Source organism: Psychrobacillus antarcticus, assembly GCF_029533155.1.
Taxonomy (GTDB): Bacteria; Bacillota; Bacilli; order Bacillales_A; family Planococcaceae; genus Psychrobacillus; species Psychrobacillus antarcticus.
Window position 1 is genome coordinate 236,865 of the sequence record NZ_JAIZDB010000006.1, and the last position, 24,978, is coordinate 261,842.

25 protein-coding genes and 1 other annotated feature are annotated in these 24,978 nt (G+C 36.0%); of the genes, 11 read left to right on the forward strand and 14 right to left on the reverse strand.

What is annotated here, in order from left to right; all coding sequences use genetic code 11:
• The first annotated feature begins 116 nt into the window (after window positions 1–116).
• From LDK52_RS05280 to LDK52_RS05290, 3 genes are all read left to right on the forward strand, one after another.
• Window positions 117–662, forward strand: a complete 546-nt coding sequence (locus LDK52_RS05280; protein WP_277584901.1) for a GNAT family N-acetyltransferase — start codon at window positions 117–119, stop codon at window positions 660–662.
• Window positions 663–778: 116 nt separating this feature from the next.
• Window positions 779–1,165 (forward strand): potassium channel family protein, encoded by a 387-nt coding sequence (locus LDK52_RS05285; protein ID WP_277584902.1) that lies wholly within the window; start codon window positions 779–781, stop codon window positions 1,163–1,165.
• Window positions 1,166–1,302: 137 nt separating this feature from the next.
• Entirely contained in the window at window positions 1,303–2,082 is a 780-nt protein-coding gene (locus tag LDK52_RS05290) for an ABC transporter substrate-binding protein (protein WP_277584903.1), read from the forward strand.
• Between the two features lie 183 nt (window positions 2,083–2,265).
• Here LDK52_RS05290 and LDK52_RS05295 read toward each other — a convergent pair whose 3' ends face one another.
• From LDK52_RS05295 to LDK52_RS05305, 3 genes are all read right to left on the reverse strand, one after another.
• Window positions 2,266–7,362: an NPCBM/NEW2 domain-containing protein gene (locus tag LDK52_RS05295; RefSeq protein ID WP_277584904.1), complete on the reverse strand. Its 5,097-nt coding sequence runs from the start codon at window positions 7,360–7,362 to the stop codon at window positions 2,266–2,268.
• Between the two features lie 329 nt (window positions 7,363–7,691).
• The gene (locus LDK52_RS05300) at window positions 7,692–7,997 is read right to left on the reverse strand and encodes a DUF3817 domain-containing protein (RefSeq protein ID WP_277584905.1); all 306 of its coding nucleotides are present in this window, start codon (window positions 7,995–7,997) and stop codon (window positions 7,692–7,694) included.
• A 24-nt stretch (window positions 7,998–8,021) separates the two neighbouring features.
• Entirely contained in the window at window positions 8,022–8,363 is a 342-nt protein-coding gene (locus LDK52_RS05305) for a zinc ribbon domain-containing protein YjdM (protein ID WP_277584906.1), read from the reverse strand.
• A 152-nt stretch (window positions 8,364–8,515) separates the two neighbouring features.
• Here LDK52_RS05305 and LDK52_RS05310 point away from each other — a divergent pair, with 152 nt between their 5' ends.
• Window positions 8,516–8,665: a hypothetical protein gene (locus tag LDK52_RS05310; RefSeq protein WP_277584907.1), complete on the forward strand. Its 150-nt coding sequence runs from the start codon at window positions 8,516–8,518 to the stop codon at window positions 8,663–8,665.
• A gap of 114 nt (window positions 8,666–8,779) precedes the next feature.
• Here the strand turns inward: LDK52_RS05310 and LDK52_RS05315 are convergent, their stop codons facing one another.
• Both LDK52_RS05315 and LDK52_RS05320 read right to left on the reverse strand, forming a co-directional pair.
• Window positions 8,780–9,412, reverse strand: a complete 633-nt coding sequence (locus tag LDK52_RS05315; RefSeq protein WP_277584908.1) for an FMN-dependent NADH-azoreductase — start codon at window positions 9,410–9,412, stop codon at window positions 8,780–8,782.
• A gap of 131 nt (window positions 9,413–9,543) precedes the next feature.
• Window positions 9,544–10,698 (reverse strand): 3-phenylpropionate MFS transporter, encoded by a 1,155-nt coding sequence (locus tag LDK52_RS05320; protein WP_277584909.1) that lies wholly within the window; start codon window positions 10,696–10,698, stop codon window positions 9,544–9,546.
• 94 nt (window positions 10,699–10,792) lie between these two features.
• Between LDK52_RS05320 and yeiL the strand changes: the two genes are divergently transcribed.
• Window positions 10,793–11,458, forward strand: a complete 666-nt coding sequence (gene yeiL / locus LDK52_RS05325) for a transcriptional regulator YeiL (RefSeq protein WP_320415340.1) — start codon at window positions 10,793–10,795, stop codon at window positions 11,456–11,458.
• 79 nt (window positions 11,459–11,537) lie between these two features.
• On the opposite strand, the gene LDK52_RS05330 is transcribed toward yeiL, so the two are convergent.
• Window positions 11,538–12,593, reverse strand: coding sequence for an LLM class flavin-dependent oxidoreductase (locus tag LDK52_RS05330; RefSeq protein ID WP_277584910.1), 1,056 nt, complete (start codon window positions 12,591–12,593; stop codon window positions 11,538–11,540).
• 149 nt (window positions 12,594–12,742) lie between these two features.
• Here LDK52_RS05330 and LDK52_RS05335 point away from each other — a divergent pair, with 149 nt between their 5' ends.
• The gene (locus LDK52_RS05335) at window positions 12,743–13,081 is read left to right on the forward strand and encodes a winged helix-turn-helix transcriptional regulator (RefSeq protein WP_277584940.1); all 339 of its coding nucleotides are present in this window, start codon (window positions 12,743–12,745) and stop codon (window positions 13,079–13,081) included.
• 169 nt (window positions 13,082–13,250) lie between these two features.
• Here LDK52_RS05335 and LDK52_RS05340 read toward each other — a convergent pair whose 3' ends face one another.
• From LDK52_RS05340 to LDK52_RS05350, 3 genes are all read right to left on the reverse strand, one after another.
• Complete coding sequence (locus tag LDK52_RS05340; RefSeq protein ID WP_277584911.1) at window positions 13,251–13,694, reverse strand: GNAT family N-acetyltransferase; 444 nt, start codon at window positions 13,692–13,694, stop codon at window positions 13,251–13,253.
• A 254-nt stretch (window positions 13,695–13,948) separates the two neighbouring features.
• Window positions 13,949–14,404, reverse strand: coding sequence for a GNAT family N-acetyltransferase (locus LDK52_RS05345; RefSeq protein ID WP_277584912.1), 456 nt, complete (start codon window positions 14,402–14,404; stop codon window positions 13,949–13,951).
• A 126-nt stretch (window positions 14,405–14,530) separates the two neighbouring features.
• Window positions 14,531–15,115, reverse strand: coding sequence for a lipoprotein BA_5634 family protein (locus LDK52_RS05350; protein ID WP_277584913.1), 585 nt, complete (start codon window positions 15,113–15,115; stop codon window positions 14,531–14,533).
• A gap of 197 nt (window positions 15,116–15,312) precedes the next feature.
• Here LDK52_RS05350 and LDK52_RS05355 point away from each other — a divergent pair, with 197 nt between their 5' ends.
• The gene (locus LDK52_RS05355) at window positions 15,313–16,497 is read left to right on the forward strand and encodes an MFS transporter (RefSeq protein ID WP_277584914.1); all 1,185 of its coding nucleotides are present in this window, start codon (window positions 15,313–15,315) and stop codon (window positions 16,495–16,497) included.
• 42 nt (window positions 16,498–16,539) lie between these two features.
• Here LDK52_RS05355 and LDK52_RS05360 read toward each other — a convergent pair whose 3' ends face one another.
• Window positions 16,540–17,148: a LysE/ArgO family amino acid transporter gene (locus LDK52_RS05360; RefSeq protein WP_277584915.1), complete on the reverse strand. Its 609-nt coding sequence runs from the start codon at window positions 17,146–17,148 to the stop codon at window positions 16,540–16,542.
• A 73-nt stretch (window positions 17,149–17,221) separates the two neighbouring features.
• Here LDK52_RS05360 and LDK52_RS05365 point away from each other — a divergent pair, with 73 nt between their 5' ends.
• Complete coding sequence (locus LDK52_RS05365; RefSeq protein ID WP_277584916.1) at window positions 17,222–17,737, forward strand: methylated-DNA--[protein]-cysteine S-methyltransferase; 516 nt, start codon at window positions 17,222–17,224, stop codon at window positions 17,735–17,737.
• 90 nt (window positions 17,738–17,827) lie between these two features.
• Window positions 17,828–18,054: a binding site (T-box leader), on the forward strand.
• A 73-nt stretch (window positions 18,055–18,127) separates the two neighbouring features.
• The gene (locus tag LDK52_RS05370; protein WP_277584917.1) at window positions 18,128–19,489 is read left to right on the forward strand and encodes a sodium-dependent transporter; all 1,362 of its coding nucleotides are present in this window, start codon (window positions 18,128–18,130) and stop codon (window positions 19,487–19,489) included.
• Window positions 19,490–19,542: 53 nt separating this feature from the next.
• Here LDK52_RS05370 and LDK52_RS05375 read toward each other — a convergent pair whose 3' ends face one another.
• Window positions 19,543–20,820 (reverse strand): TolB family protein, encoded by a 1,278-nt coding sequence (locus tag LDK52_RS05375; RefSeq protein WP_277584918.1) that lies wholly within the window; start codon window positions 20,818–20,820, stop codon window positions 19,543–19,545.
• A 164-nt stretch (window positions 20,821–20,984) separates the two neighbouring features.
• Here LDK52_RS05375 and LDK52_RS05380 point away from each other — a divergent pair, with 164 nt between their 5' ends.
• Window positions 20,985–21,932, forward strand: coding sequence for a cation diffusion facilitator family transporter (locus LDK52_RS05380; protein ID WP_277584919.1), 948 nt, complete (start codon window positions 20,985–20,987; stop codon window positions 21,930–21,932).
• Window positions 21,933–21,946: 14 nt separating this feature from the next.
• Window positions 21,947–22,261 carry an ArsR/SmtB family transcription factor gene (locus tag LDK52_RS05385; RefSeq protein WP_277584920.1) on the forward strand — a complete coding sequence of 105 codons (315 nt, stop codon included), beginning with the start codon at window positions 21,947–21,949 and terminating at the stop codon, window positions 22,259–22,261.
• 25 nt (window positions 22,262–22,286) lie between these two features.
• Here the strand turns inward: LDK52_RS05385 and LDK52_RS05390 are convergent, their stop codons facing one another.
• The 3 genes from LDK52_RS05390 to LDK52_RS05400 all read right to left on the reverse strand — a co-directional run bounded on the left by LDK52_RS05390 (window position 22,287) and on the right by LDK52_RS05400 (window position 24,968).
• Window positions 22,287–23,003, reverse strand: a complete 717-nt coding sequence (locus LDK52_RS05390; protein WP_277584921.1) for a ZIP family metal transporter — start codon at window positions 23,001–23,003, stop codon at window positions 22,287–22,289.
• Window positions 23,004–23,220: 217 nt separating this feature from the next.
• A complete protein-coding gene (gene arsC, locus LDK52_RS05395) occupies window positions 23,221–23,640 on the reverse strand; it encodes an arsenate reductase (thioredoxin) (protein ID WP_277584922.1) in 420 nt (139 codons plus the stop codon).
• A gap of 32 nt (window positions 23,641–23,672) precedes the next feature.
• A complete protein-coding gene (locus tag LDK52_RS05400; protein WP_277584923.1) occupies window positions 23,673–24,968 on the reverse strand; it encodes an arsenic transporter in 1,296 nt (431 codons plus the stop codon).
• Window positions 24,969–24,978: the final 10 nt, after the last annotated feature.

The following is a 24,978-nucleotide window of genomic DNA, read 5'->3' on the forward strand; positions in this document are numbered from 1 at the left end:
AGGAGTGATTATAATGAAGAACATTCTACAGGTGATTGAGAAGTAAAGGGTTATTCACTTTCTCTTTTCAATCCAATATACCTATATAATACATCAGGATGAAAAGAGGAATAATTTTGTACCAAGACAATGAATTAGTTATCAGACCTATAAAGAGTGAGGACTTAACTAGACTATGGGAGTTAATGTGCAAGGATGAAAAACCAGAGTGGAAAAAATGGGATGCCCCTTACTATGAATATAAATCAGTACCATATGATAAATTTATGGAGAAGGCAGATTCATATATTGATCGAGAAAATTTCTGGGGAATCGAAGTTGACGGTGTGTTGAGAGGAATTGTTTCATACTATTGGGAGCATGAACCTTCCAACTGGTTGGAAATGGGCATTGGATTTCATGAAGCAGGAACTTGGGGAAAAGGATTAGGGACACGGGCTTTAAACCTTTGGATGAATCACTTATTTACTACACTCCCCCTTGTCCGAGTTGGCTATACAACTTGGTCAGGTAATCATCGAATGATTCGAGTCGGTGAAAAACTAGGAATGTCAATGGAAGCTCGTATCCGAAAAGTACGTTACTTTAACGGGAATTACTATGATTCAATTCGTATGGGGATATTAAGAGAAGAATGGGACAGCTTTACACACAACAATTAATCCAAATTGTGTCAAGCATTACAATATAATTCGTATCTACACATTTTTTCTAAGTAGAGCAGGACATTTATTGATATACTACTAAAATAACAATCAAATATGTAGGTGAATTCAGTATGCTGTCCTTTATTTTAACCGTAAAAAGGTTTCTTGAAGCTTTAGTGAAGGGTTTCAAAAACCCTATGTTCTTGTCACTCTTTACCACGTTATTTCTCATCATTCTTTCTGGTACACTCTTCTACACAAAAAAAGAGGGCTGGGGTGTCATTGACGCTATATACTTCTGTGTTGTAAGCCTTATACCAACGGGCGTAAATACAAATTTATCTCCTGTTACCAATTTAGGTAAAATATTCACAATGCTTTACTTGGTTGTAGGTACAGGAGTCATGTTTATAACACTACTTACTTTAGGAAAAACAATGATCAATACAAAAGCATTAGAAGAAAGAAAAACAGAGGGAAAAAAGAAACTTAATGAGTATAGGAAGAAAAATAACTAAATGAGTATCAATACCAAGGGCGTTCAATGAAACTCCTTGGTATTTTTCTTTTAATTATTTTAATTTATTTAAACGTAAAGGAGAACTCTTCTCTTACAACGAACTTATAATATAGAAGAATAATTAGGAGGAACATTATGATGTATGAAGCAATAGACCACCTTGGTAGAAAAGTGACTATTCCTCCGTCACCTAAACGGATTATTTCGATATGTCCAGCCATTACAGAAACACTTTTCTCTCTAGGCTTAGAAAAAGAAATAGTTGGTCGAACTAAATATTGCATTTTTCCAAAAGGGACAGTTGAAAAAGTCCCGGTTGTGGGTGGTACAAAGGAAGTCAATCTTGACAAGATAAAAGAGCTACAGCCAGATCTTATTTTTGCAGAGAAAGAGGAAAATACCAAAGAAATAGTAGAGGAACTAGAAAAAATAGCACCCGTTTTTGTCCTTGAAGTAAAGTCCATACAAGATGCCTATAGACTCATCACTACATTAGGAGAGGTGACAAAAAATACGGAGACTGCACACCTCCTTTTAACTTCCTGCCAAAAATCCTTCCAATCCATAACAGGTAAAGAAAACGGAAAAGCGGCTTATGTTATTTGGCGAAAGCCTTATATGGTCGTTGGTGGTGCAACTTATATATGTGATGTGCTACATACTATGGGCTTTCAAAATCCTTTTACTCACGAAGACTCGAGATATCCCGTTATAACAAGAGAACAGTTAGCGAACGCTAAACTTGATAAACTATTCCTTGCTTCTGAACCATTTCCATTCCAGCAAAAACATCTAACTGAGTTCCAATCATTTCTTCCCCATACAGAAATAAAATTAGTTGATGGCGAAATGTTTTGGTATGGCTCTAGAATGCTTGTAGCCGGGGAGTATTTAGCAGAATTGGCCATTGACTAAGAAAAACCACTGGTGCTAAAAGCAATGCATCCCAGTTAAATGTAGACAGGGCTTGGCAAATGTCAATTATGCTAAATATAAGCCTGTACTTGAAGAATTTTTTAATCATTCCTTATACTAAAGCTAAAAGTCCAGCTTCCGTTTATATCGGCAACTGGACTTCTATAGTTTTAGTACAAATTTTTATTTATTGTTGACCAGGTAGCGTAATATGACAGTGTTTCCTTCAATTTCATAAGAAAACGCCAACCAATATAGTCCTTTTTCTTCATTTGAAAGGTCTACTATAAATTCTTCTGGATGATCATCCAATCCATTTACGTCTACTTCTTTCATTTCTTGGTTAATCGTGTGGCTATACGCAACTAAATAGGGCTTAACCTTCTTACCATTTAACCCTATTACTATATTTTCCACTTCTACGACTGAACCTTTTATTGCTCCCATTTCGACAAATTGTGTATCAACAATCAATTTAGTTAAATTACTCAACTCTTTTAATGGAGAGAAATCAGTTATTTCATTTCCTTTAATACTTAAACTTTCTAGATTTTTAGCGTATTCTAATCCTTCTAGAGAACGCACTCTTTGAGATTCGATTGTTAGGTTTGTGAGTTTATACATGTCACCAAGCGTGATATCGCCTTTTAACCCTAATACACTTTTAATGGAATTACTTAAATAGTTTTCTTTAATGGTGATCACTTGAGTTAAATCGACTTTTATTAAACCTGCTTTTGCTACTTCTAATACTTCTAATGCTTCATCTACTTCAATTTGTATAGCATTTGTATTTGCTAATACTTTTTTCGCTTTTTCTATAGCTGTTTGGAGATCTCTCACGCTAGCCTCCGTATATTCACCTATCACCATTGCCTCAGCAGCTTCCAAGACAGATACTAAATCAGCCGTATATACTCTATCAGCATTTGCATAATGTAATTTAGCATTTCCCCATGTTGCATGGTCAGAACCATTTCCATTACCGCCATCAGTGACGACTAATTTTAATTCCTTTGCTCCAGCAAGATTCACTTCAATGAATTTTTGAGGAACTTTAGATGTCATTAACCCACTATCGAATTGCTTTACACCATCTACGTATACTTGGAATACAACAGAGCCTATGCTGTTGTACATTTGACGATCTACCCCAACAAATGAAGAAAAGTAAGATGCATCTTTATCTTTTAAATCATAAACGATTGTCGAATTAGAATGTGCCCCAATACCTTTTTCATAGACTACTTCACTACCGTCCTCGTTTGTTAATCTTAAACTATTTTTACTAGTTGCTTTATCTTTTATAGGTGTTGTATAGCTGTTTTGAGTCGACTTCCAATCATAATTGGAAAGGTACTCGTAATCTTCCATATTTACTACAGCGATTGTTCTTTTTTCTGTAACTGTATTCCCGTCACTATCTGTTACAGTGTAGAAAAGCTCATAGTGACCAGCTTTGTTAAAGTTTACATTATCAACACCTGTTACTTCTACTTGAGATGTTAAGTCGCCATCTTCCGTATCTGTAGCTGAGTATTTCCCTTTAACATCAATTGGTTGTCCAACTTGGGTTGCTTTAGATTGAACGGTAATTACTGGTTCGCTAGAGCTTTTTGTAAACTTAGCATCTGCCCATACTGTATGATCAGCAGTATTCCCATTAGTTCCGGCATCAGTTGTTATAAGTTTTACTTCTTTTCCACCGGCTATTGGAATTTTAACAAATTCACTTCCTGTAGTTGATCCAACCACATTACTCACATATTTATTTTCTCCGTCAACCCACACTTCAAATCTCGCAGATGATGAACTTTGTCCCCTAACGGCTTGATCGATGCCAATATAACTTTCAAAGAAATCAAAGCCTTTTCCGTCGATATTATACACCACTTCTGACTTAGCATGTGCGCCGATTCCTTTAGCATATGTTGTTTCTAGCCCTTGTCGAAGAAGTCCAATCGTTCCACCAGAAGGCGATTTGTCTTTCTGATACCCTCCCCAAGCTATGCTCGTGGAAACAGGGTTTATATCAGAAGCATACTCGAAATCACTGGTTACTGTAACTTGAGTCGTTTTTGTTTCAGTAACGTCGTTATTGTTCACTGTATAAACAATCTCATAATTCCCTTTTTTAGTTACATTCACATTTGATTTAATCGTAACATCTTCTGTAATATTATTTCCTTGATAGTCAACTACTTTTACATAATCCATTGGATCAAATGGTTGATTTATTTTAATTGTCAACTGATCTTCGACGGAAATAGTAGGTTTAAATGTCTTTATTTCCACACTTTTTAAGCTATTTAGTTTTTTATCATATGCAATTACTTCATAGATATAGTTTTCGTTCACCTGGACGTTTTGATCGATAAACATTGTATTAGAAGTAAAACCTATCAATGTTCCGTTGCGAATAATTTCGTATCCTAGTAAATTATTTTTATTTGTTGTTTCTATACCAAGTATTAACGTATTCGTTTTGTTTGCTTCGTTACGAGTGATGTTCACATTGACTGAAGCATCTGCAGTAAAGCCATCACCTTCATAGCCTAGTACACTATTATTTAAATACCAGATTTTTTTAGGAGCAGGATATTGACTTACTTCTTCTTTTGTTTCATCGCTTACCGTAAAACCATGTCTCGCAAAATAACTACTTAAATCCATATTTAATACTTCAGAAGAAAATTGAATTAAGTACTGTTGTTTCGAATGATCACCGTTCGTTAGGGATACTGATCTATCGCGATAGTATTTATTTAATTCGGCCCAATAGCCAGGATAAGCTAATTCAAGTTGCCAAAACGCACCAAGTCTTTCTTGTAAAGATAGATTGTCCATAACAGACTTGTTTTCTTCTACTAAATAACTATACATTTTTTCAAATGGAATTCGGTTGTCGATAGAATTATAAGTTACGGACATAGCCATGGATACCATATTATTTGTCACTTCGCCATATTCCCTTACACCAACAGCCATCCGATGGCCAATTTCGTGCGTTAATCCCCAGCCGGGATATGTTGTACTAAAGTCACTAAACATGAAAGGAACAGTACCTCTTTGTATACCTGTATGGTTCCCAGCGGCATACATTGCGCCATATGGTTGCATCAACCGTATGTTTTCTCTAATGTATTTTGGGTCATGAGTTTCACTGATTCCATCCAATCCAGAGAAGTCAAACACCTTACTAATCCAGGAATCATAACCATTTACTGTTTTCATCGGGTCCATATTTTTCGTAATGTATTGGTTATAAGCCTCTAAAGCTGTACCGGTAAAGATTATACGATCACTCACGATTTCTACTACATCGATTAAATCACGTTCTTTTACATCTGGATGTGCCGCTACGTCCAAACTTAACCGATTATTATAGTTCGTTAAAAATGATTTAAATTCTTCTGGGTTTGTCTCCTTTGTGAAAATAGGGAATCTTTCTCCCCCTTCAATTCTTATGACTGGTGCTTTCTTTTGTTGTTCAGGTGTATAGGGATTTACGATATAGACTGGCCCTCCCTGCGTAACATTTCCTGTGTATATGGTTGGAACAGTAAATTCATTTTTACCTGGTTTTAAATTGACAGAGCTTGCCCACGCATTCCAGCTACCTTCCTGTTGTGAGAAGACTAATTGCGGTAATGGTCCACTAGCATCTGCGTCGACATATACAGTAATTTTTTCACCAGCTTTAGCTGCGATTCCTGTTGGCTGATTATTTGATCCATAGGTCATTTTCAATTTCTGTTGAGCATGACTGACCATATTACCGTGCTGTTCTGCTTCGATTATTCTTCCTCCAGTAGATAACTCGCCATTTACAATCTTTTTAGCTAGCTCAAAACTTTCTTTGTAAGTTTCATATAAAGGATGTGAATTTGCTTCTTCTTCTAGTTTACTGATTTGATTTAACGTAAGGTATTCGTTCGTAACGGCACTCTTTGTCTCATCAGTGAAAATACTGTTTACCTTATTTTGGACCACATCTTCTTTATAGAAAGCTAATTCTGATAATGTTGCCCAGTTTTGATTTGATTTTTTGAACTTGAACTTAATACGCTTAAATGTAGTAGGTTCAAATTTAGCTTCTATTAAGCCAGCTTCCATGTGGTGTTGACCAGTTGCCAACAGCTGATATGTATCGCCTTGTGAGGTTGGAGAAGCATATATTTCGAATTCCTCCGCGAACCCTTTACGATCAGATGCTCTCGCTCCATACATAACACGATCTAATGTAACTAACTCTTTAAATGTTACTTCTACTTCATTTGAGAATGTAGATGTATTACCTTTATTTGTTTCCCAATATGTATCTAACTTACCATCAACAGCGTTTCCGATTACAGAGCTGCTATAATGACCTGCATTGTTTTGAATACTTTGGATATTATCGTAGTCCATTCTAAAAAGCTCGGAGTACTTTGTATTCGCATAATGACTGAATGTTTGGGTAGCTGCTGTAGTTGCTTCTATCTTTTGTGTGTTTAATACATATTTAGCATTTTCTATACCTTCTTTAAACTGTTCATATAAAGGATGAGATTTGACATCGTCTTCGAACTGATTTAACTTTTCTACCGTATTGAAATCTGCGGATACTTGGTTTTTACTGCTATCCGTAAATAATCTAGCCATTTGATCTGCTAAAGCGTCTTCTTTATAGAATCTAACTTCTGCTGCAAATGGTCTATCTGTATAAGCTTTTTTAAACCTAAACTTTATTCTTTTAAAATTTGTTGGCTCGAATTTAAATTCTACAAAATCACTAGTTTTTACTGCCGTTCCACTAGCAACTAGTTGGAATGTTTCGCCATCACTTGTCTCAGATGCATAAATCTCAAATTCTTCTGGAAAGCCTTTTTGATTTACTGATCTTGCTAAAAAACCTATTCTATCTAGTACTTCCGCTTCCTCTAATTCAAATATCAGCTCATTTGTAAACGTATCACTATTGCTTTTATTCGTTTCCCAATGTGTGTTCGGCTGATCATCTAATATGTATTCTAGCTTCGTCCCTGAATAGCTTCCTGCATTTGTAGTAATCTCTTTTACATTCGAATTAGGCATTCTGTAAACTTTATCATATGCCGCTTCAAACTTTGTTCCATATGCTGTTAATTTTGATACTTTTGCTGTTGCGTTAACCTTCCCTTCTATTGTTGTATTCACTACACTTTGAACTGGTAGCTCTTGGGCTAACACATTAAATGGAACACTTGCAATGTTAATAGCCATAGCTGCTGCTGTTGCAATTGACAATACCTTTTTCAAAAACATTACCTCCTAAAGATTTTATAATTTGAAGAATCAATCTAAAAAAAATACAATGAATACTCTAAAAATGATATATGGAAAATTATTAAAATCAAGCTACATTTTAGTAAAAATAATAATAAGAATCACAATAAGCTCATATGTATCATATTGTATTTATATATACATTACTTATTACACTTTTTTCAATAATACAGAACCAAGACTTTAGAATCATTTAATCTAAATTACTTTTTCTTTTGAATTTGACTAGGTATTAAACCTAAAAATTAAAAGACTTAAGTCCATATGTAATCGGACTTAAGTCTTTTAAAATTACTTGATTATTAGTTTTGAAAACGAACTGCCATCTTCTTTAATTGCCAGTCATAAATAAAGTTACCGAAAGGGATAAATGCAACCGCCAAAGCTAGCAAAGACCATATAATATTCCACCTTAATCGAATTTGGGCATATAAAATGACAAGCACATACGAAACAAAAATAAAACCATGTATTGAGCCAGCTATTGAAACTGCTATTGGTATATCCATCCAATACTTCAGGGGCATGGCAATAAACAGAAGGACTACCAAGGATATCCCATCTAAAATACCTGCAATTCTTAATTGTCCAAATGTGTTTTTAATCATATGTTTATACCTACAATTCTTTATTTATATCTTTTTCACAAATTCCGATTTTAGTTTCATCGCACCGAACCCATCAATTTTACAATCGATATTATGATCTCCTTCTACTATACGGATACTTTTTACCTTTGTGCCTTGTTTTAATGTAGAAGAACTTCCCTTTACCTTTAAGTCTTTAATGACTGTTACAGCATCCCCGTCATTTAAGACATTTCCATTTGAGTCTTTTACAATTTGTTGTTCCTCATTACTATCACTTACTACCTGTTGTGACCATTCATGTGCACATTCTGGGCAAACAAATTTACTTCCATCTTCATATGTATATTCTGAATTACATTTTGGGCAATTTGGTAAAGCTGCCATACATTATCCCTCCATTCACTTATTAGTCTCCATTCTAATGTATTGATTGTCTTCATTCAACCTCTTACTGGATGTATTTGTATTTAGATGTTTACCACATTATTCCTATGGGTATCTATTCTTTAAGACTATAACGGTAGGAGTGAAATTAAATGGAAGAAGAAAAACGTGTAGAAGTGCATCGTGAAGAGAGAAGCGATTCAGGTATGGTTGGAGCCACTTTCATCAAATATGCCGCATATTTAATCATATTCTTTGGTGTTCTTTGGTTCTTAATCTCCTATGTATTCCCGATGTTTTAATAAAAAAAGCGATATCTCCATGAAATGTAAAATGGAAATATCGCTTTTCTTATTGTTATTAATAACGTTCATAAAGTCTCGTGAAAGACTCCATGAACGCCTATTAATAAATTATTAAACTAATTGTTTAGAAAGTTTTGCAGCAACTGCTTTTACTTTTTCTAAGCCTTCTGCAACAATTGCTTCTGTCTGATCTGGTGCTGCAGCATGTCCTTCAATGATAACTTCGTCAGCAATTTGCATACCGAAAACGCCACCTAATACATTTTTCATGTAGTTAACTGCCATTTCCATTGGTGCTGCTTCTGGTGAAGAATAAATACCACCACGAGCATTTAAAATAACTGCTTTTTTGTCCGTTAATAATTGAACTGCTTGACCATTTTCGTCATATTTGAAAGAGAACCCAGCTTGGTAAATATAATCGATAAACACTTGTAACGGTGCTGGAATTGTTAAATTCCAAAGTGGGAATGCAAATACTACTACATCAGCAGCAGTTATTGCGTCCATTGCTTTTTGTTTAGCAGCTACTAAACGAGCTTCTAATTCTGTTAACTCTAATCCATCTGCTAATTTACCGAATGCATTAAAAAGGTCTTGTCCAATAAAAGGCATGTCTTCTGCAAACACATCATAAGTTGTTACGTTTGCTTCTTCTAAGTTTTCCATAAATGTATCGTACATTCTGCTAGAAATACCTTCTGCAGAAGGGCGGTTGTTTGCTTTAACTACTAAAATATTCATTAATAATTCCTCCAATGTTTTTATTACATTGGTAATCATAACAACATATTATACTACTTTCAATTACTTTGAATTCGAAACGAATACAACTACGATATTAGTGTCACTAACTTTTCACAATTCCATTTAGTTTAGTAGTTTAATCTTCCCCGTGTTGCAAAAATAATGATGATTGCCGGAATAGTACATAAAATCATCCCTAAAAAAGATAAACCTGGTTGGATTTCATATAGATATCCCCCCAAAAAAGTTAGAATAGCTGTGCTTAAACTTAAAGCTAAACCCGAATAAACACCTTGCGCATTGGCAATTTGCTCCTTCGGTAATGACATTGTTAAATAACGAATAAAAGCGATATGTGCAACTCCAAAAGAAAGTGCATGCAGTGCCTGAGAAATAATGAACATTCCGACGTTAGGGAATAAATAAATTATACCCCAGCGGAGGGTTGACCCGGCCCCTGCTACCAATAATAACGAGGATGGCCTCCATTTAGACAAAAAGCTATCTGCTTTCATGAAATACAAAATCTCAAATATGACCGCAATATTAATAATCATACCAATATAGAAAGGATTAACACCTAATTCCTGCAAATAAATATATCCGTAATTATAATAAGCTGCATGCGCACCTTGAAGTAAAAAAACGACAATGAGCACAACCGGAAATGTTTTTACTTTCCAAAGTTCTTTCATCGAAAGCTTCTGTTTTCTATCTACTGCAGAGGGCGTTGTAAGTAATGCTGGTGGTGTCGGCATGAACTGCTTGACCAATAAGAATAATAATCCTACAATCATACTCCAAAGAATGGCTTGCTCTCCCCAAACTCCTGTTAACATACTTATAATAAGAACCGCAATAACAAATCCAATCGATCCATAAGAACGACTTTTACCGTAATGGACCTTTCCTTGTCGGACAAGGGTTGAAGCCCCACTTTCAATAGCCGGCATCAATGTCGGATATACTAAGCTAAATAATAACGTGATCAGTAGCAATGACATACTAGAAGTTGCTGGAATATAAAGAATAGCTGCAAGTAGGGCCAATATAGTAAAGGTAATAATTATTTTTTTGTTACTCATATATTTAGACATGAAAGGAAATACAAACATGGTTGCTACCGCACGCGCAACTAATCCAAATGCCATAATCATACTTGCATCAGCTACAGTTAAATTCTTTGCTTGCACTAACCAACCTGTCCAGTATGGTAAAAAGATTCCCCATGTAAAAAAGAAGACAAAAAAGCTCTGCGAAAGCCAGCGTTGATTGTTTACCATCCTCTAATCCCTCCATTTACTAGATTGAATAATAACATGAGTCAAACTATAATAATAGGAGATATCTCATGTTTTTAAAGGAGAATGCAAAAATTTGAAGAAGATTAAAGGCCCACAACGAGGATATTATATGGATAACTATACCATTCAATCATTATTCTCCTTTGATATTTCTCCGTATGTAGAGGTTTTTGAATTCGAAAAAGGCGATTTTATTATTCAAGAAGGAAATAAGCCTGAGTACCTTTTTTATATGGTGGAAGGCAAGGCAAAGTTATATGTCACTCACAAAAACGGTAAGATTTCGTTAATAAACTTTTTAACTCCTCCAATATTTATGGGAGAAATCGAGCTTTTAAATGAAGAAAGATATTCGAAAAGCATTCAAACTAGTTCCAAATCCATTTGCATTGCAATTGCAATAGAACAATGCAAAGAAAAATTATTAGCAGATGCTCACTTTCTAAGATATTTATGCGTATTTTTGAGCAATAAATCAACAGTACATTCCGCCAAATATACAAAGCATCAAGCGTATCCATTAGAAAACAAACTAGCAGAATTCATACTCTTGTCCTCACACCAAAATATATACAAAGAAAAGCACACAGAAATTAGCGATTATTTTGGCGTATCCTATCGCCATTTACTTCATACATTCGCCCAATTATCTGAAGCGGGTGTTATCGAAAAAATGAATATGGGTTACAAAATATTAGACAAGCAAAAGCTTCAAGCATTAGCCGACGAGATTAAATAATAAATAATAATAAACATTAAAAACACCTTGAAACGATTGTCTAATCGCATCAAGGTGGTCATTTTCATTATTAAGAAGACTATTTAGCAGTGTATTTTTTTATAGCAGGTAAAATTTCATTGCCGATAAGTTCAATATTATTCATCAGTTTGTCGAATGGCACGCCGCCAAAATCCATTTGTCCTATATATCGTTGATGCCCAAATAATTCATGCTGATAAAGAATTTTTTCAATGATCTCCTGTGGGCTTCCGATATTCATGACATTGTGCGGGTCCGCTCCTGAATAAAATGCATCTCTTGGGTAACCACCGCCATTGGATAATTTCATCCCTTCATTAATATAAGGGTAGTATTCGTTTTGTGCCTGTTGCGTAGTTTCGGCCGCATAGAAAAAACCAGCTGTTGCAACTGGAAGCTCAGTAGGATTATAGCCGCTATTTTTAGCAGCATCCCGGTAAGCATCAATGGAGTGTTTGAAAGAGGATGCTGGCCCACCTAATGTAGCTAAGAACATTGGTACGCCAGCATTACCTGCCTTAATCGCACTTGCTGCATGGCCACCGACCGCACGCCAAATAGGTAAAGAGCCTTCTTGTGGACGGGGTATGACGCTTGCATCTTTCAATGGTGCTCGGAATTGCCCGCTCCAGTTGACGATATTTTCTTGGTTGATCTTCAATAATAACTCGAACTTTTCTTCGTATAACTCCTCATAATAGCGAATATCGTATCCCAATAATTCAAAGAGACCTATTCTAGATGCTCGTCCAGCTACAATTTCTGCACGACCTTTGGACAGCAAATCTATTGTGGCAAAATCTTCATAGACGCGCACTGGATCTGACGTACTTATGATCGATGAAGAACTCGCAATTTTTATCGTATTAGTTGCTTGTGCAATTGCTGCCAAAACAACCGTATGGGCTTGTGTTGCAAAATATTCCTGATGACTTTCTCCAACACTGAAGAAATCAATTCCTGCCTGCTCTGCTAACTTCGCCAATTCTATAATTTCATTTAACCGCTGCGCTGCAGAAATACGTTCTCCTGTGTGTGGATTCGGCATATGATCCCCTAATGTATATAATCCAAATTCCATTCCTTTACTTTGATCGATACGATATTTTTCCATTTACCTCACCCTTCTATTTTAAAGAATCTCCATAATATTATTACTTCTCATATAGTAGTATAGTATTGGAATTCAATTTAAGTAAGTACGCACAAAAAAGTGGTATAGTATACTAAATGATACTAATGGAAGGAGATTACATTATGGGGATAGATATGCAACCAGAGCTTTGCAAGGTCGACGACGCTTTAGGTATTCTAGTAGGAAAATGGAAACCAATTATTTTATTGATTCTTTTACAGGAAGGTACAAAAAGATTCAGTGATTTAAAACGAAGTGTACCCGGCATAACTCAAAAAATGCTAACAAAACAACTTCGAGAGTTAGAGGAAGAAGATATTATTACACGTAAAGTCTACGCTCAAGTCCCGCCAAAAGTGGAATATTCCATTAGTGAGTATGGAAAAAGTTTAGAACCGATTTTGGTAGCCATGCATGAATGGGGAACAGCCCATACTCTTCATAAAACAAAAAAACTACAACAATGAACAGGTTGACTTGCGATTCCCGAAATGGATCTTGCGATTTGGGAGCTCGAACTTGCGATTCTCCGTCGGGAACTTGCGATTTGCCGCAGTGGAACTTGCGATTCGACAATTTCCATTAATAAAAAACGGTCCCTAATTAGAAAGGAGCCGTTTTACTTATGTAGAATTTCTATTCTATTTCCCTAGCTGGAATCACCATATCAATATGAGGAATATTGTCCTCCAAATATACTTCCGACACCGTTTCAAAACCAAAGGACCCATAGAAATTCTCCAAGTGAGCTTGAGCCTGTGCATAAATAGCCATACCCGGATAAATAGTTTCGATATACTCCAGTCCCCTAGCTACAAGCTCTCTACCTAAACCAGATTTCCGATGGTTCCTGGCCACTAAGACCCTACCGATATGAATAATATCTTCTTTTGGAATCACTCGCATGTACGCACTTACTTCATTATTTTCTTCTCTAAAAATATGCGTGCTAATAAGATCTATGTCGTCTACTTCCGGATAAGGGCAATTCTGCTCCACTACAAAAACTGCCACTCTTACTTTATAAATACGTTGTAATTCCAAAGCACTTAACTCTTCAAATGCTACATAATTCCACATATAAATCACTCCTTACATTAACTCCTATTATATACCATCGAACAGACTACCTAAAACTCTTCCTACACCTCTCACCAACCAGAAAAGCATTCGGAAAGGAAGGAAGAGCAATTCTGGTATCCAAAAGAAAACATCAAAAATAAAATCTCCAAATGTGTAATGGTCATTATACCTTCTTCGTTCCCGCCTAACTTCTTTCTTTTTTTCCCATCGCTCACTCACTTTTACCAATCTCCTCAACTAAAAGTTTACAATCATCTATGTCCATCTTTTCTCGCCTGTATGTACCCATAAAAAGTACAAGTCCCATGTTGGGATAAATCCTTCACCTCGAAACCACATTTCTCATAAAAACTAAAATTATTTGCGGATGTATGCGCGAACCAATCTCCGTGTGGAAGCCTTTGCACACATAATTCCACTAACTTTTGGCCAATACCTTTTCCCCGATACTCCGATTGAACCACTAAGTCCATTATATTTGCTGCCATTATTTGATCGGAAATGACTCTGACCATTGCAATCATCTTCTCCTCATCCCAAACAGTATATGCCCACGTGGAATTTTCAAATATAAGCGTAAACTTTTCTTTCTGCCAATTTGGCGTATGCTTACTCCATCCAGCATCTTTAAAAAGTTCTTCTACATATTCGGCAGGAATACCCTTTTTTCCCTCTCTAATAACAAGCCCGTCAAAATAGTGATACATATGAAACTCCCCCTAAATAGTTATTAGTATATATACTACATTCAGGTAGATATTCCCTTTTTTAAAGTACCTATTAATGAAAAGAAAAATAGGGTTGCCTATGATAGACATCCCCTACTTAACTTATTATTCAAATGTCACCAATGTTCTTTCCTCTTCACCATAGTCATCTAATCCGTCTGCACTAGGATCTTTGTCATACTCAAGTAAAGCCATCATTTTTTCTGTTCCTTTGATCGAATCCCAATCAGCATCATTTACGATTAGGAACATGTCAGCATATGCTCTTCCTATACCAATAACATTGTTCCCCTCATATTCTACTTTTAACTCCATACCCTCTAGGTTAAGTGCTGCCGGCTCTTTCTTTGCAAAAAGCAGTCCCTCGCCTACAGCTACTTTCGGAAGAGATGAAATTACTTCTGTTTTAGCTTTTTCTTGATTTGTTATTTCTCTTATTAATTTTTTCTTTACAAGTGATTGAGCTGTTTCGTCTTTTAAGACGAGGATTCGTTGCCCATCATTTTCCACAATTTTAATTTTGTAATGATCTTCCTTTACTAATTCATCCTTCTCTCGCTCTAAAGAATCCAGGATTTGTTGTTCTTCCCCATATAGAATTACTCCATTTGCTTTTTCGAACATACCGCACCCTGTTAACACAGTTGATATTAAAAAGGCAGTTAGACATACCATTACTAATTTTTTCATTTTGATTCGCTCCTTTATCATTTTTAAAACTTCCTTGCTACTGACTTTATTATAGAAGCAATCGTTATTTTGAGCCTTCTCTTTAGATGACGTTTGCATTACAATTTTGCAACTTTGCATTTTGAAATTAATCGAAACCTGAAAAGGAGAAAGGACAAGTACTGTAGAAGATAGTAAAAGTTAAAGGATGTGACGATGTGATTTCAAACAAAAGCTTTCGATCTATTTGGTTAAGTAGTACTACCTCTGAACTTGGTGGTGCATTTTTCACCTTTTGCAATTCTATACTAGTCTATGAGCATACTGGCTCTGCAACTGCACTTGGATTAGTGTGGTTAATTTATTACGTACCATCTTTCTTTATGCAGCTATTTATAGGACCATATATCGACCGGTGGAGTCGTAAGAATACGATGATTTGGTGCCAGTTAATCCGAGCCATTCTCGCGTTGCTTTTAGCAATTACCTTGTTCTCCGATTGGTTCTCCATTTCACTCATTTATATCGTTCAAGTTATTGTCGGATTGATCATGCCTATATTCACCCCTGCCAATCAATCCATTTTACCGACGATTGTCGAGAAAGAATTTCTAGGAAAAGCAAATGCATCACTAGAGAGTGTTCGTCAAGTGATGGCAGTAATGGGACCAATTAGCGCTGGAGTCTTAGTAGATTTCATCGAGGTGAACTGGCTGTTAGTCATTATCTCGATTGCATTTTTATTAAGTACATATAACTTGGCACAGATAAACGAAAGGCATGTAAAACAAGAGTTACGAAAACCTTGGATACAAGAATTTAAGGAGGGATTGAATTCATATTTTGAGCAGCCACTAATTGTTTGGTTAGGTGTTTTCTTCGGCTTTGTGCAATTTGGGGTTGGGGTAACGATTGTGACTACACTTCCTTATATCACAACGGTGTTAGAGCAACCAACTGTAGCTTATGGATTGTTTATGGCAGGTTTCCCTGTTGGCTACACAATCGGTGCTTTACTTAGCTCCAAGCTCAAGGGGCTGAATGGGCTTGGTGTATTATTTAGTACCCTATTTTTCGGCGGTTGTACTTATTTATCGCTAGCATTTACTCCATGGTATTCATTAGCCCTAGTAACGGAAGCCATTGCAGGAATCGTTATTGCTGTTTTCAATATTTATAACATCACACTAATTCAACAACGAATTCCAAATCAACTCATGGGAAAAGTTACATCGGTGCGTCTATTGATCATGCGATTAATGCTCCCACTCGGAATTCTATTTGCCACTGTAAGTGTTCAATTTTTAGCGATTCGAACTATGTACTTAATCATTGGAGCAATTATCTGCGTTACTTCTTTAGCGGGCTATGCTTTCTTGAAAAATAAAGAAGAGATTAGATAATAGTTTCATGCTGTTGAAAAAAAACTGCATTAACAAATAACATTAAGATGAATACAAGCTTACTAATAAATAAATAGCAGTTCCCCAAATGAAAATTGCCGAACATTTATTAAATAAAATGAAGAGTTGATTTGATACATTAATTTTTTTCATTGTTGCACCTAAAACCGCCAAGCCGATAAACCAAATCCAAGATATAAAGACACAAGCAACGGTAAATAATAGCAGTGGTTGTCCACTATACTTTATAGCACTTGTCCCAATCACACCGATTGTATCTAATAATGCATGTGGATTAAGGAAGGATACAGATAGTGCAAAAACAATTTGCTTCTTCACAGTTAATGCTTCTTTTCCTGATATGTTCACTGCTTCCGAAGACCAAATCACTTTTCCCATATATAAAAGAAACAGGATCCCTGCAACTAACAAAATAATTCTTAGCCACTCAAATTGCAAAACGATTAATGATAATCCTAAAATGGATAGTACGATTAATACAGTGTCACAAATTGCTGCGGTTACAACAGCTGGGAGTGCTCTAAACAGAGTTGGTTGAGTAACACCTTGGGAAAAGACAAAAACATTTTGTACACCTAGAGGCAGTATAAGCCCAAATGCCAAGAGGATACCATGAATGATTGGTTCCATCTTTACAACTCCTTTCTTCTCTATCATACCTATGTTATAAATAAAGAAAAGAACCAATTGGAGGCGCAAAAAAATGGAGAAAAATAAAAAACAAGTTGTTTATTGGATGCAGTTAAATCGCGGACCATGGACCATGTATATTGCAGCAACCACAGAAGGTCTTTGTTATGTTGGCTCACAGCATGCGCCATTCGAAGAACTTGCTAATTGGGTGAAGAAACGACTACCTGCTTATGAACTTTCTGAAGATGAGAATGCTTTGGAGTCGTATATAACAGAACTGATGGACTACCTGGAAGGGCGACGCAAAGAATTCACCCTGCCAATGGATCTTCATGGTACAGCGTTTCAACAAGCTGTCTGGAAAGTGTTGCAGAAAATTCCGTATGGGCAAACGGTTTCGTACACGGATATTGCCGAACAGATTCAAAAACCAAATGCGGTTCGTGCTGTCGGGACTGCTATTGGTGCCAATCCGGTCTTAATAACCGTTCCTTGTCATCGTGTCATTTCAAAAAGCGGTAAATTGACCGGGTACAGAGGTGGCTTAGAGATGAAAGAACAACTACTGGGAATAGAAAAGTTGTAAAGTTTATTCATTGGTAAATATTTACTTTAAAATAAAAGGTTGACCTATAGCTGGTATCATACTATAATTTCGTTTAATATTATTTATATTAAACGAGCGACGAAAAGAACTTTATTAAGCCGGTCTCCCTGTGAGTAGAGAATCAGTGGTGGGTGAAAACTGATACAAAGATTAGGTGAATTTCATTCTTGGAGCTTTTTTATACTAGATTTTTGAGAATGTAGTATAAAACGGATTAAACCGTTATTTTAACCAAGTGGGAAACATGGATTTGTTTCCAATTAGGGTGGTACCGCGTGCATAGTCACGTCCCTATCGTAAAAGATAGAGACGTGGCTTTTTTGTCTTTTCACAACTTAGACATACTAAAAATGGATTGGATTGGTTAGCTTGCAAACAAATGAGCAATGGTCATCAAAGATTGGTTTTATCTTATCTGCTGCGGGGTCAGCTATTGGAGTAGGGGCAATATGGAAGCTCCCTTATGTAACTGGGATAAGTGGTGGTGGAGCATTCTTTCTTCTTTTTATATTATTTACTCTGTTTATGGGCTTTCCGTTATTACTAGCGGAGTTTGTGATTGGTAGAAGTACGCAAAAAGAAGCGATTAGTGCGTATCGTAGTCTTGCTCCTAATACTAATTGGCATTGGATTGGACGATTAGGGGTATTTACCAGTTTTCTTCTATTATCTTTTTATAGTGTAATTGGTGGTTGGATTATCATATATTTTGCTAAAGGTCTGTTTGGTGGAGTAATTAGTGAGGGGGCGGATTATGGGGCTGTCTTTAACACGACGATTGGAAATCCTCTTCTCGTTATTGTTGCCCAGTTTATATTCCTAGCTGTTACAGTGTTGGTCGTAGCTAAGGGAATTCAAAATGGAATTGAAAAGGTAAATAAGATTTTAATGCCAGCTTTGTTCGGACTATTTATCGTTCTGATCATCCGCTCCCTTACATTGGAAAATGCTATGGAGGGTGTGAAATTCTTTCTAGCACCCGATTTCTCTCATATCACATCACAAAGTGTCCTTTTTGCGATGGGTCAAGCTTTTTTCTCTTTAAGTGTCGGCGTGTCCGTTATGGTTACTTATAGTTCTTACCTTTCTAAAAAAGAAAGCTTAATACAACCAGCTATTTCAATTGTTACAATGAATTTAGTGATCGCGTTATTGGCAGGATTAGCCATCTTCCCAGCTGTGTTTTCACTAGGCTTAGAACCAGCTGAAGGACCTGGTTTGCTATTCGTTGTTTTGCCAGCTGTATTTGATCAAATTGTTTTTGGAGAAGTCTTCTTAATAGGCTTTTTAGCATTATTTTTATTTGCCACATTAACTTCGGCCTTTTCTATGCTAGAAATAATTGTGGCCTCTATTGTTAAAGGAAAAGTCGAAAAGCGAACAAAATATGCGTATGTTATTGGGTTTTTAATATTTTTAGTAGGAATCCCTTCCGCATTATCCTATAGTATTTTTGCTGATGTTCTAATTTTCTCAAAAAGCTTATTTGATTCAGCTGATTACTTAGTAAGTAATATTTTAATGCCGTTAGGTGTACTTTTAATATCTATTTTCGTCCCACTTAAGATAGAGAAAAGCACTTTGCGACAGGAACTACTAATGCATTCTCGTTTAGGTGCTACTGCATTTAATATTTGGTTTTTTATAATGAAATTCATCATTCCATTGGTAATTATCATCGTATTCCTTGATATTACTGGAATATTGGATAAAATAATTTCAGTTTTTTAAGTAACCGATTAACATTCCCAAGCTAAATAACAAGAAACCAGTTTGAATAATGATTAATTCAAACTGGTTTTATACTGATACCCCACGACGTTTTTTTCAGTTCTGGTTGTATCAGTTTTTTCATTGTAAAAAGTCGGTGGAGAGTCTACATTTTTTAACCATTGATGTTCTTGATCATTCATTCCCTCTTTAACCCACACATCTCCTTGAACTTCGCTTTCAGCCTCTCTATACCAAGTTATCGTTGAACCAACCACTTGGGGTGTATGATCTAATTCATTTTTCTTTGGAAAGGTAAGCTGCGTTTGTTCTCGCGATTTAATATTAATGATGTATAGAGTAGTAAACATAGTTGGGACAGGACCCAACTTCCACTCTTTATTTTCTTTTGCTCGCGCAACAATTATTTCATCTGGAGAAAGCCATTCTAAGTCAAGATCCACATATCCTTTAGGTGTGTATTCCTTACGATTCTGTATCGAAGGAATATTAGCAACAGCGGTATTTTTGTTTTCAACCTGAAACCTTCCCTCACCAGATATGAAGGCTAGTTGATTTTTTCTAGGAGCCCATTTTATCCATTTTTCAAACCAAAGCATTTTTCCTATAACTTGAAATTGGTCTCCTACAGATGAGAGCACACTTAATGTATTACTATCATTGGACCAAGATGCAGTTGGCGTTGCTAGAAAGCTAACCCATTTACCATCAGCACTCCATTTAAAGTATTCAGCATCAATAGCAAATAAGTCTGCCATATTTGTCTGAATGGTATAAAAAGGCTTTATTTTATTTGTATTAAGGTTTGCATCTACTGGAACTTTGAAAAGTTGGACTGGCTCCCATCCAGTAGGAAGCAAATTGGATTGAGATGAAACGATAAACTCTTTTCCGTTTGGAAACCATTCGAAGTCACTAACACCTAGCGCAACATTCTCAAAGCCTTGTGGTCGTCCATTTTTTGTTTTTGTAACGTTTAGGACACCCCTCGAAGTGTAAGCTAGCTGATTTGAAATAGGTGACCATTTATATTCTCTTGTTTCAATGGATGGATATGGTTGATAGTTTTCCTTTTTCTTCAAATCATATATATACAAATATGTGTTATCGTCATTCTTCTCGCCTGCTAAATAAGCAATAAACTGACCATCTTTTGACCACTTTGGAGTGGAAACATACCGATCTGTTGTAAGTTGCGTTTCCTTAATGCCTTCTTTCATCCAAAGCTGATGGTCTCGTATAAAGGCAGCTTTAAGTTGAACTTCAGCAGTAGCCGGCATTGAAAAATTAAAACTAACTAATAGTAAAAGTATTAAAATCCGAATCGCCATTCCTCGCACCTCCTTTTAATAGGTTGTCCTTATAAATAACAAAAATTCAATGTGCTAAGTAGTGAATATAATTGACAAAGTATTAAAAAGAACGTAATCTGTGTATATGAATATATTATCATATACCGTTTTTATAAAAACTTAAAATTAAGGGTGGGATTCATATGGCGGATAATCATAACCATACACATGGGGCCAATAAAAGAGTGTTACTGATTTCATTTTTAATTATTACCAGCTATATGATTGTAGAAGTAATAGGCGGATTTATGACAAACAGTCTAGCCCTTCTTTCAGATGCCGGACATATGCTAAGTGATGCCGTATCACTAGGGATTGCCCTATTAGCATTTACGTTTAGTGAAAAAGCAGCAAATGCCAGTAAGACCTATGGCTATAAACGTTTTGAAATTTTAGCAGCGGTATTCAACGGGGTAACGCTGATATTAATTGCACTCTATATTTTTTATGAGGCATTTCAACGTTTTACTAATCCACCAGCAGTAGCAACAACCGGGATGCTCGTTATTAGTAGTATTGGGTTAGCTGTAAATATTCTTGTTGCTTGGATTATGATGCGAGGCAGTGATACGAAAGGTAATTTAAATATGCGTGGGGCATTTCTTCATGTGATCAGCGATATGCTAGGATCAGTTGGTGCTATTATTGCAGCCTTATTAATCATCTTCTTTGAATGGGGTTGGCCCGATCCATTAGCAAGTGTCCTTGTCGCTGTACTAGTTTTACGCAGTGGTTACTATGTGACGAAAGCTTCCCTACATGTATTAATGGAGGGAACACCTCAAAATATAAATGTAGACGAAATCGTTCAAACAATTAAACAGGAAAAGGAAATCCTAGGCGTTCATGATTTACACATTTGGTCTATTACAAGTGGTCTAAATGCACTTTCCTGCCATGTGGTCGTGGAAGAAAAAATGACAATTGCAGAAAGTGAAAAACTACTTCGTAAAATCGAACATGATTTAGAACATAAAAGTATTCAACATGTGACGATTCAATTAGAAACTGCTGCCCATAAGCATGATAATTCCATTTTATGTACAGTAAAAGCAAATCCACCAGATGCACATGCACACCACAATCATTAATAGGAGGAAATAGAATGACCAATGAGGTACAAACAAACACACATGAGTTAGATGAAGAAACACTATTTGTCGTATCACAGACATTCAAAGCTTTAAGTGATCCGACACGTATCCGTATATTAAATTTACTTTGCTGTAAAGAGCATTCCGTGAATGATATTGCCGAGGAACTAAATTTAGGACAGTCTACGGTATCTCATCAGCTCCGCTTTTTGAAAAATTTACGATTAGTAAAGTTTCGACGTGAGGGAACAACCTTGTACTACTCAAGCGATGATGACCACATTATGAATCTGTTGCATCAGGCGATTGATCATGCAAAGCATTAAATAGTATAATCTCTTCAACTAAAGGTTATAAAAGAAAAAAGTAGAATCCAATGCACGCAAAGCTAATAATAGAAATTATTAATACACGTGAAGTATCCTGAATTGCTTCCATAATTACTTCCTTCACAATGATCATATAAATTGTACCTACAGCTAAACTAATTGAAAACGACCAAAATAGAGGACTGCCCGTTCCTAATGTACTGCCGAAGTAAGCTCCAAATCCTACCGGAGCTGCAATTATTAAAGAGAAAAATAACCATGACCATATACCATGAATCACCACAAACAAAAGAGAGTATGCTATGATGCCTTCCGGAACATTATGAAGAAGAATGGCTTGAAGCATTGAAAATTCTAATGATTTATCTTGCGTACCACCCAATACTATCCCTATCGGTAAATTGTGAAATGCAATGCTGAGAAATAATAATATGCCCGTTTGTAAAGAAAAACTCTTCCCCTGAATTGTGGATGTTCCAAATAAAACTTTCAATATTTTGTGGGCAGCTTCAAATAATAATATCCCTACAAAAAAACCAAGGATGAAAGTAATCCAATTTCCTATTTCTATTGCCCCTGGTGCAATCTCAAAACTTAATACACCAAGGGTTAGCCCCACACAAACACTGTAAATGACATCTGTTTTTTTCTGAAAACGCTTAATGCACCAGGCTATAATCCCACCTATACTAAATCCAACTACAGTACACAAATAACCAACGACCCATGTGAAAGACACTAAACCATCCTTATGATATTTTTCTTTATTCTTCTATTCTATATGGCTTTTCTCAGGTATTTATGAAGAGGCTCTATTTTTAATTCTAATCAAATAAAAAAGAACTTGAAGATTCAAGCTCTTTTTTATTACTGATAGAACAAAACTTCTATCATTTAAAGACTTCATTGTGATTGAGTCTGATTTTACATTTTAGGATTATAATTATTGCCTATCACTATTCGCCTATTTCAGCAAAATGCTTGATTTTTTCTCCAACTTCATCACGAACTCGTTGGAAGGTAGCCCACTTCTCTTCATCCGTTCCCACCGCTTTTGCAGGATCGTCAAATCCCCAGTGATCACGTTTCACATGGGGTGGTGTCATTGGACATTTATCCGCAGCATCCCCACAAAGAGTTACTACAAACTCCGCATTATTTAACGTTTCCACATCAATGATATCTGAAGTCTGATTAGAAATATCGATCCCAATCTCATTCATTGCTTTGACAGCATTCGGGTTTAAACCATGTGCTTCAATACCCGCACTAAGAACTTCCCACTCATCACCTAAATATTTTTTCCCCAAGCCTTCTGCCATTTGGCTTCTGCATGAATTTCCTGTACATAAAAAGTATAGTGTTTTTTTTGTCATAATTAGTAATCTCCTTTGGTTTGCTGCTCATATTAGAACAATTTTATTGAAATATATAGACCTAATAATGTTATGAATAGAATAGGGATTGTTAAGACAATACCTGTTTTAAAATAAGTACCCCATGAAATCTTCACACCTTTTTGCGACAAAACATGGAGCCATACTAATGTTGCAAGTGAGCCTATTGGAGTGATTTTTGGTCCTAAGTCAGAACCAATCACGTTAGCATAAATAAGTGCTTCGCGAATGGTACCAGAAGTATTCGTCTCCGCTATCGCTAATGCATCGATCATAACGGTTGGCATGTTATTCATTAAGGATGACAGGAAGGCTGCAATAAAGCCCATCGACATCGTCGCTACGAATAACCCTTGCTCTGCCGCTACCTCAATAACGCCCGCTAATACGCTTGTAAGTCCAGCATTCCCTAGTCCGTAAACAACCACATACATACCGATAGAGAAAAACACAATATTCCATGGTGCTCCTTTAATAACTGTTCTTGTATCGACAGCGTTACTTCTTCTTGCCATTACGATAAAGAAAATCGCTACAATTCCAGCAATGAAGGAAACAGGAACATTTATGAATTCACTACTAAAATAACCAATAACTAATATGGCTAGTACATACCAAGAGAGATGGAACATTTTTAAATCTTTAATAGCTTCTTTTGGTTCTCTAAGTTTTGATAAATCATATGTCCTTGGAATGCTCTTTCTAAAATAAAATAATAATACGCTAATTGTTGCAATTAAAGAAAATAGGTTAGGAATAATCATTCTGGAAGCATATTCCACGAAACCAATATGAAAGAAATCCGCTGATACAATGTTAACAAGGTTACTAACAACAAATGGTAGCGAAGTTGTATCTGCAATAAATCCGCTCGCCATAATAAATGGGAAGATCATTTTCTCATTGAAATTTAAAATTCGAACCATCGCTAATACAATTGGGGTTAATATTAACGCTGCTCCATCATTGGCAAAAAAGGCAGCAACAACAGCTCCCAACACACTTACATAAATGAACATCTTAATCCCATTACTTTTCGCAGCCCTTGCCATATGTAACGCTGCCCATTCAAATAAACCAATCTCATCTAAAATTAAGGAAATAAGAATAATTGCAATAAAAGACAACGTTGCATTCCAAGTAATATCTACTACTGCTAAGACATCACCAAAGTCCACAACCCCTACTAACAACGCTATAATTGCTCCACCACAAGCAGACCACCCGATATTCAAACCTCTTGGCTGCCATATAACGAAGATCAGCGTTAATAAAAAAATCAATGCCGCTAAAATAACTGGTAACAATATACTAACC

Bases quoted from the DNA above. Each gene is read 5' to 3' on its own strand.
- LDK52_RS05285 (WP_277584902.1), top strand. From the start codon at position 779: ATGCTGTCCTTTATTTTAACCGTAAAAAGGTTTCTTGAAGCTTTAGTG.
- LDK52_RS05290 (WP_277584903.1), top strand. From the start codon at position 1,303: ATGATGTATGAAGCAATAGACCACCTTGGTAGAAAAGTGACTATTCCT.
- LDK52_RS05300 (WP_277584905.1), bottom strand. From the start codon at position 7,997: ATGATTAAAAACACATTTGGACAATTAAGAATTGCAGGTATTTTAGAT.
- LDK52_RS05305 (WP_277584906.1), bottom strand. From the start codon at position 8,363: ATGGCAGCTTTACCAAATTGCCCAAAATGTAATTCAGAATATACATAT.
- LDK52_RS05310 (WP_277584907.1), top strand. From the start codon at position 8,516: ATGGAAGAAGAAAAACGTGTAGAAGTGCATCGTGAAGAGAGAAGCGAT.
- LDK52_RS05315 (WP_277584908.1), bottom strand. From the start codon at position 9,412: ATGAATATTTTAGTAGTTAAAGCAAACAACCGCCCTTCTGCAGAAGGT.
- LDK52_RS05320 (WP_277584909.1), bottom strand. From the start codon at position 10,698: ATGGTAAACAATCAACGCTGGCTTTCGCAGAGCTTTTTTGTCTTCTTT.
- LDK52_RS05330 (WP_277584910.1), bottom strand. From the start codon at position 12,593: ATGGAAAAATATCGTATCGATCAAAGTAAAGGAATGGAATTTGGATTA.
- LDK52_RS05340 (WP_277584911.1), bottom strand. From the start codon at position 13,694: ATGTGGAATTATGTAGCATTTGAAGAGTTAAGTGCTTTGGAATTACAA.
- LDK52_RS05345 (WP_277584912.1), bottom strand. From the start codon at position 14,404: ATGTATCACTATTTTGACGGGCTTGTTATTAGAGAGGGAAAAAAGGGT.
- LDK52_RS05350 (WP_277584913.1), bottom strand. From the start codon at position 15,115: ATGAAAAAATTAGTAATGGTATGTCTAACTGCCTTTTTAATATCAACT.
- LDK52_RS05360 (WP_277584915.1), bottom strand. From the start codon at position 17,148: ATGGAACCAATCATTCATGGTATCCTCTTGGCATTTGGGCTTATACTG.
- LDK52_RS05365 (WP_277584916.1), top strand. From the start codon at position 17,222: ATGGAGAAAAATAAAAAACAAGTTGTTTATTGGATGCAGTTAAATCGC.
- LDK52_RS05375 (WP_277584918.1), bottom strand. From the start codon at position 20,820: ATGGCGATTCGGATTTTAATACTTTTACTATTAGTTAGTTTTAATTTT.
- LDK52_RS05380 (WP_277584919.1), top strand. From the start codon at position 20,985: ATGGCGGATAATCATAACCATACACATGGGGCCAATAAAAGAGTGTTA.
- LDK52_RS05385 (WP_277584920.1), top strand. From the start codon at position 21,947: ATGACCAATGAGGTACAAACAAACACACATGAGTTAGATGAAGAAACA.
- arsC (WP_277584922.1), bottom strand. From the start codon at position 23,640: ATGACAAAAAAAACACTATACTTTTTATGTACAGGAAATTCATGCAGA.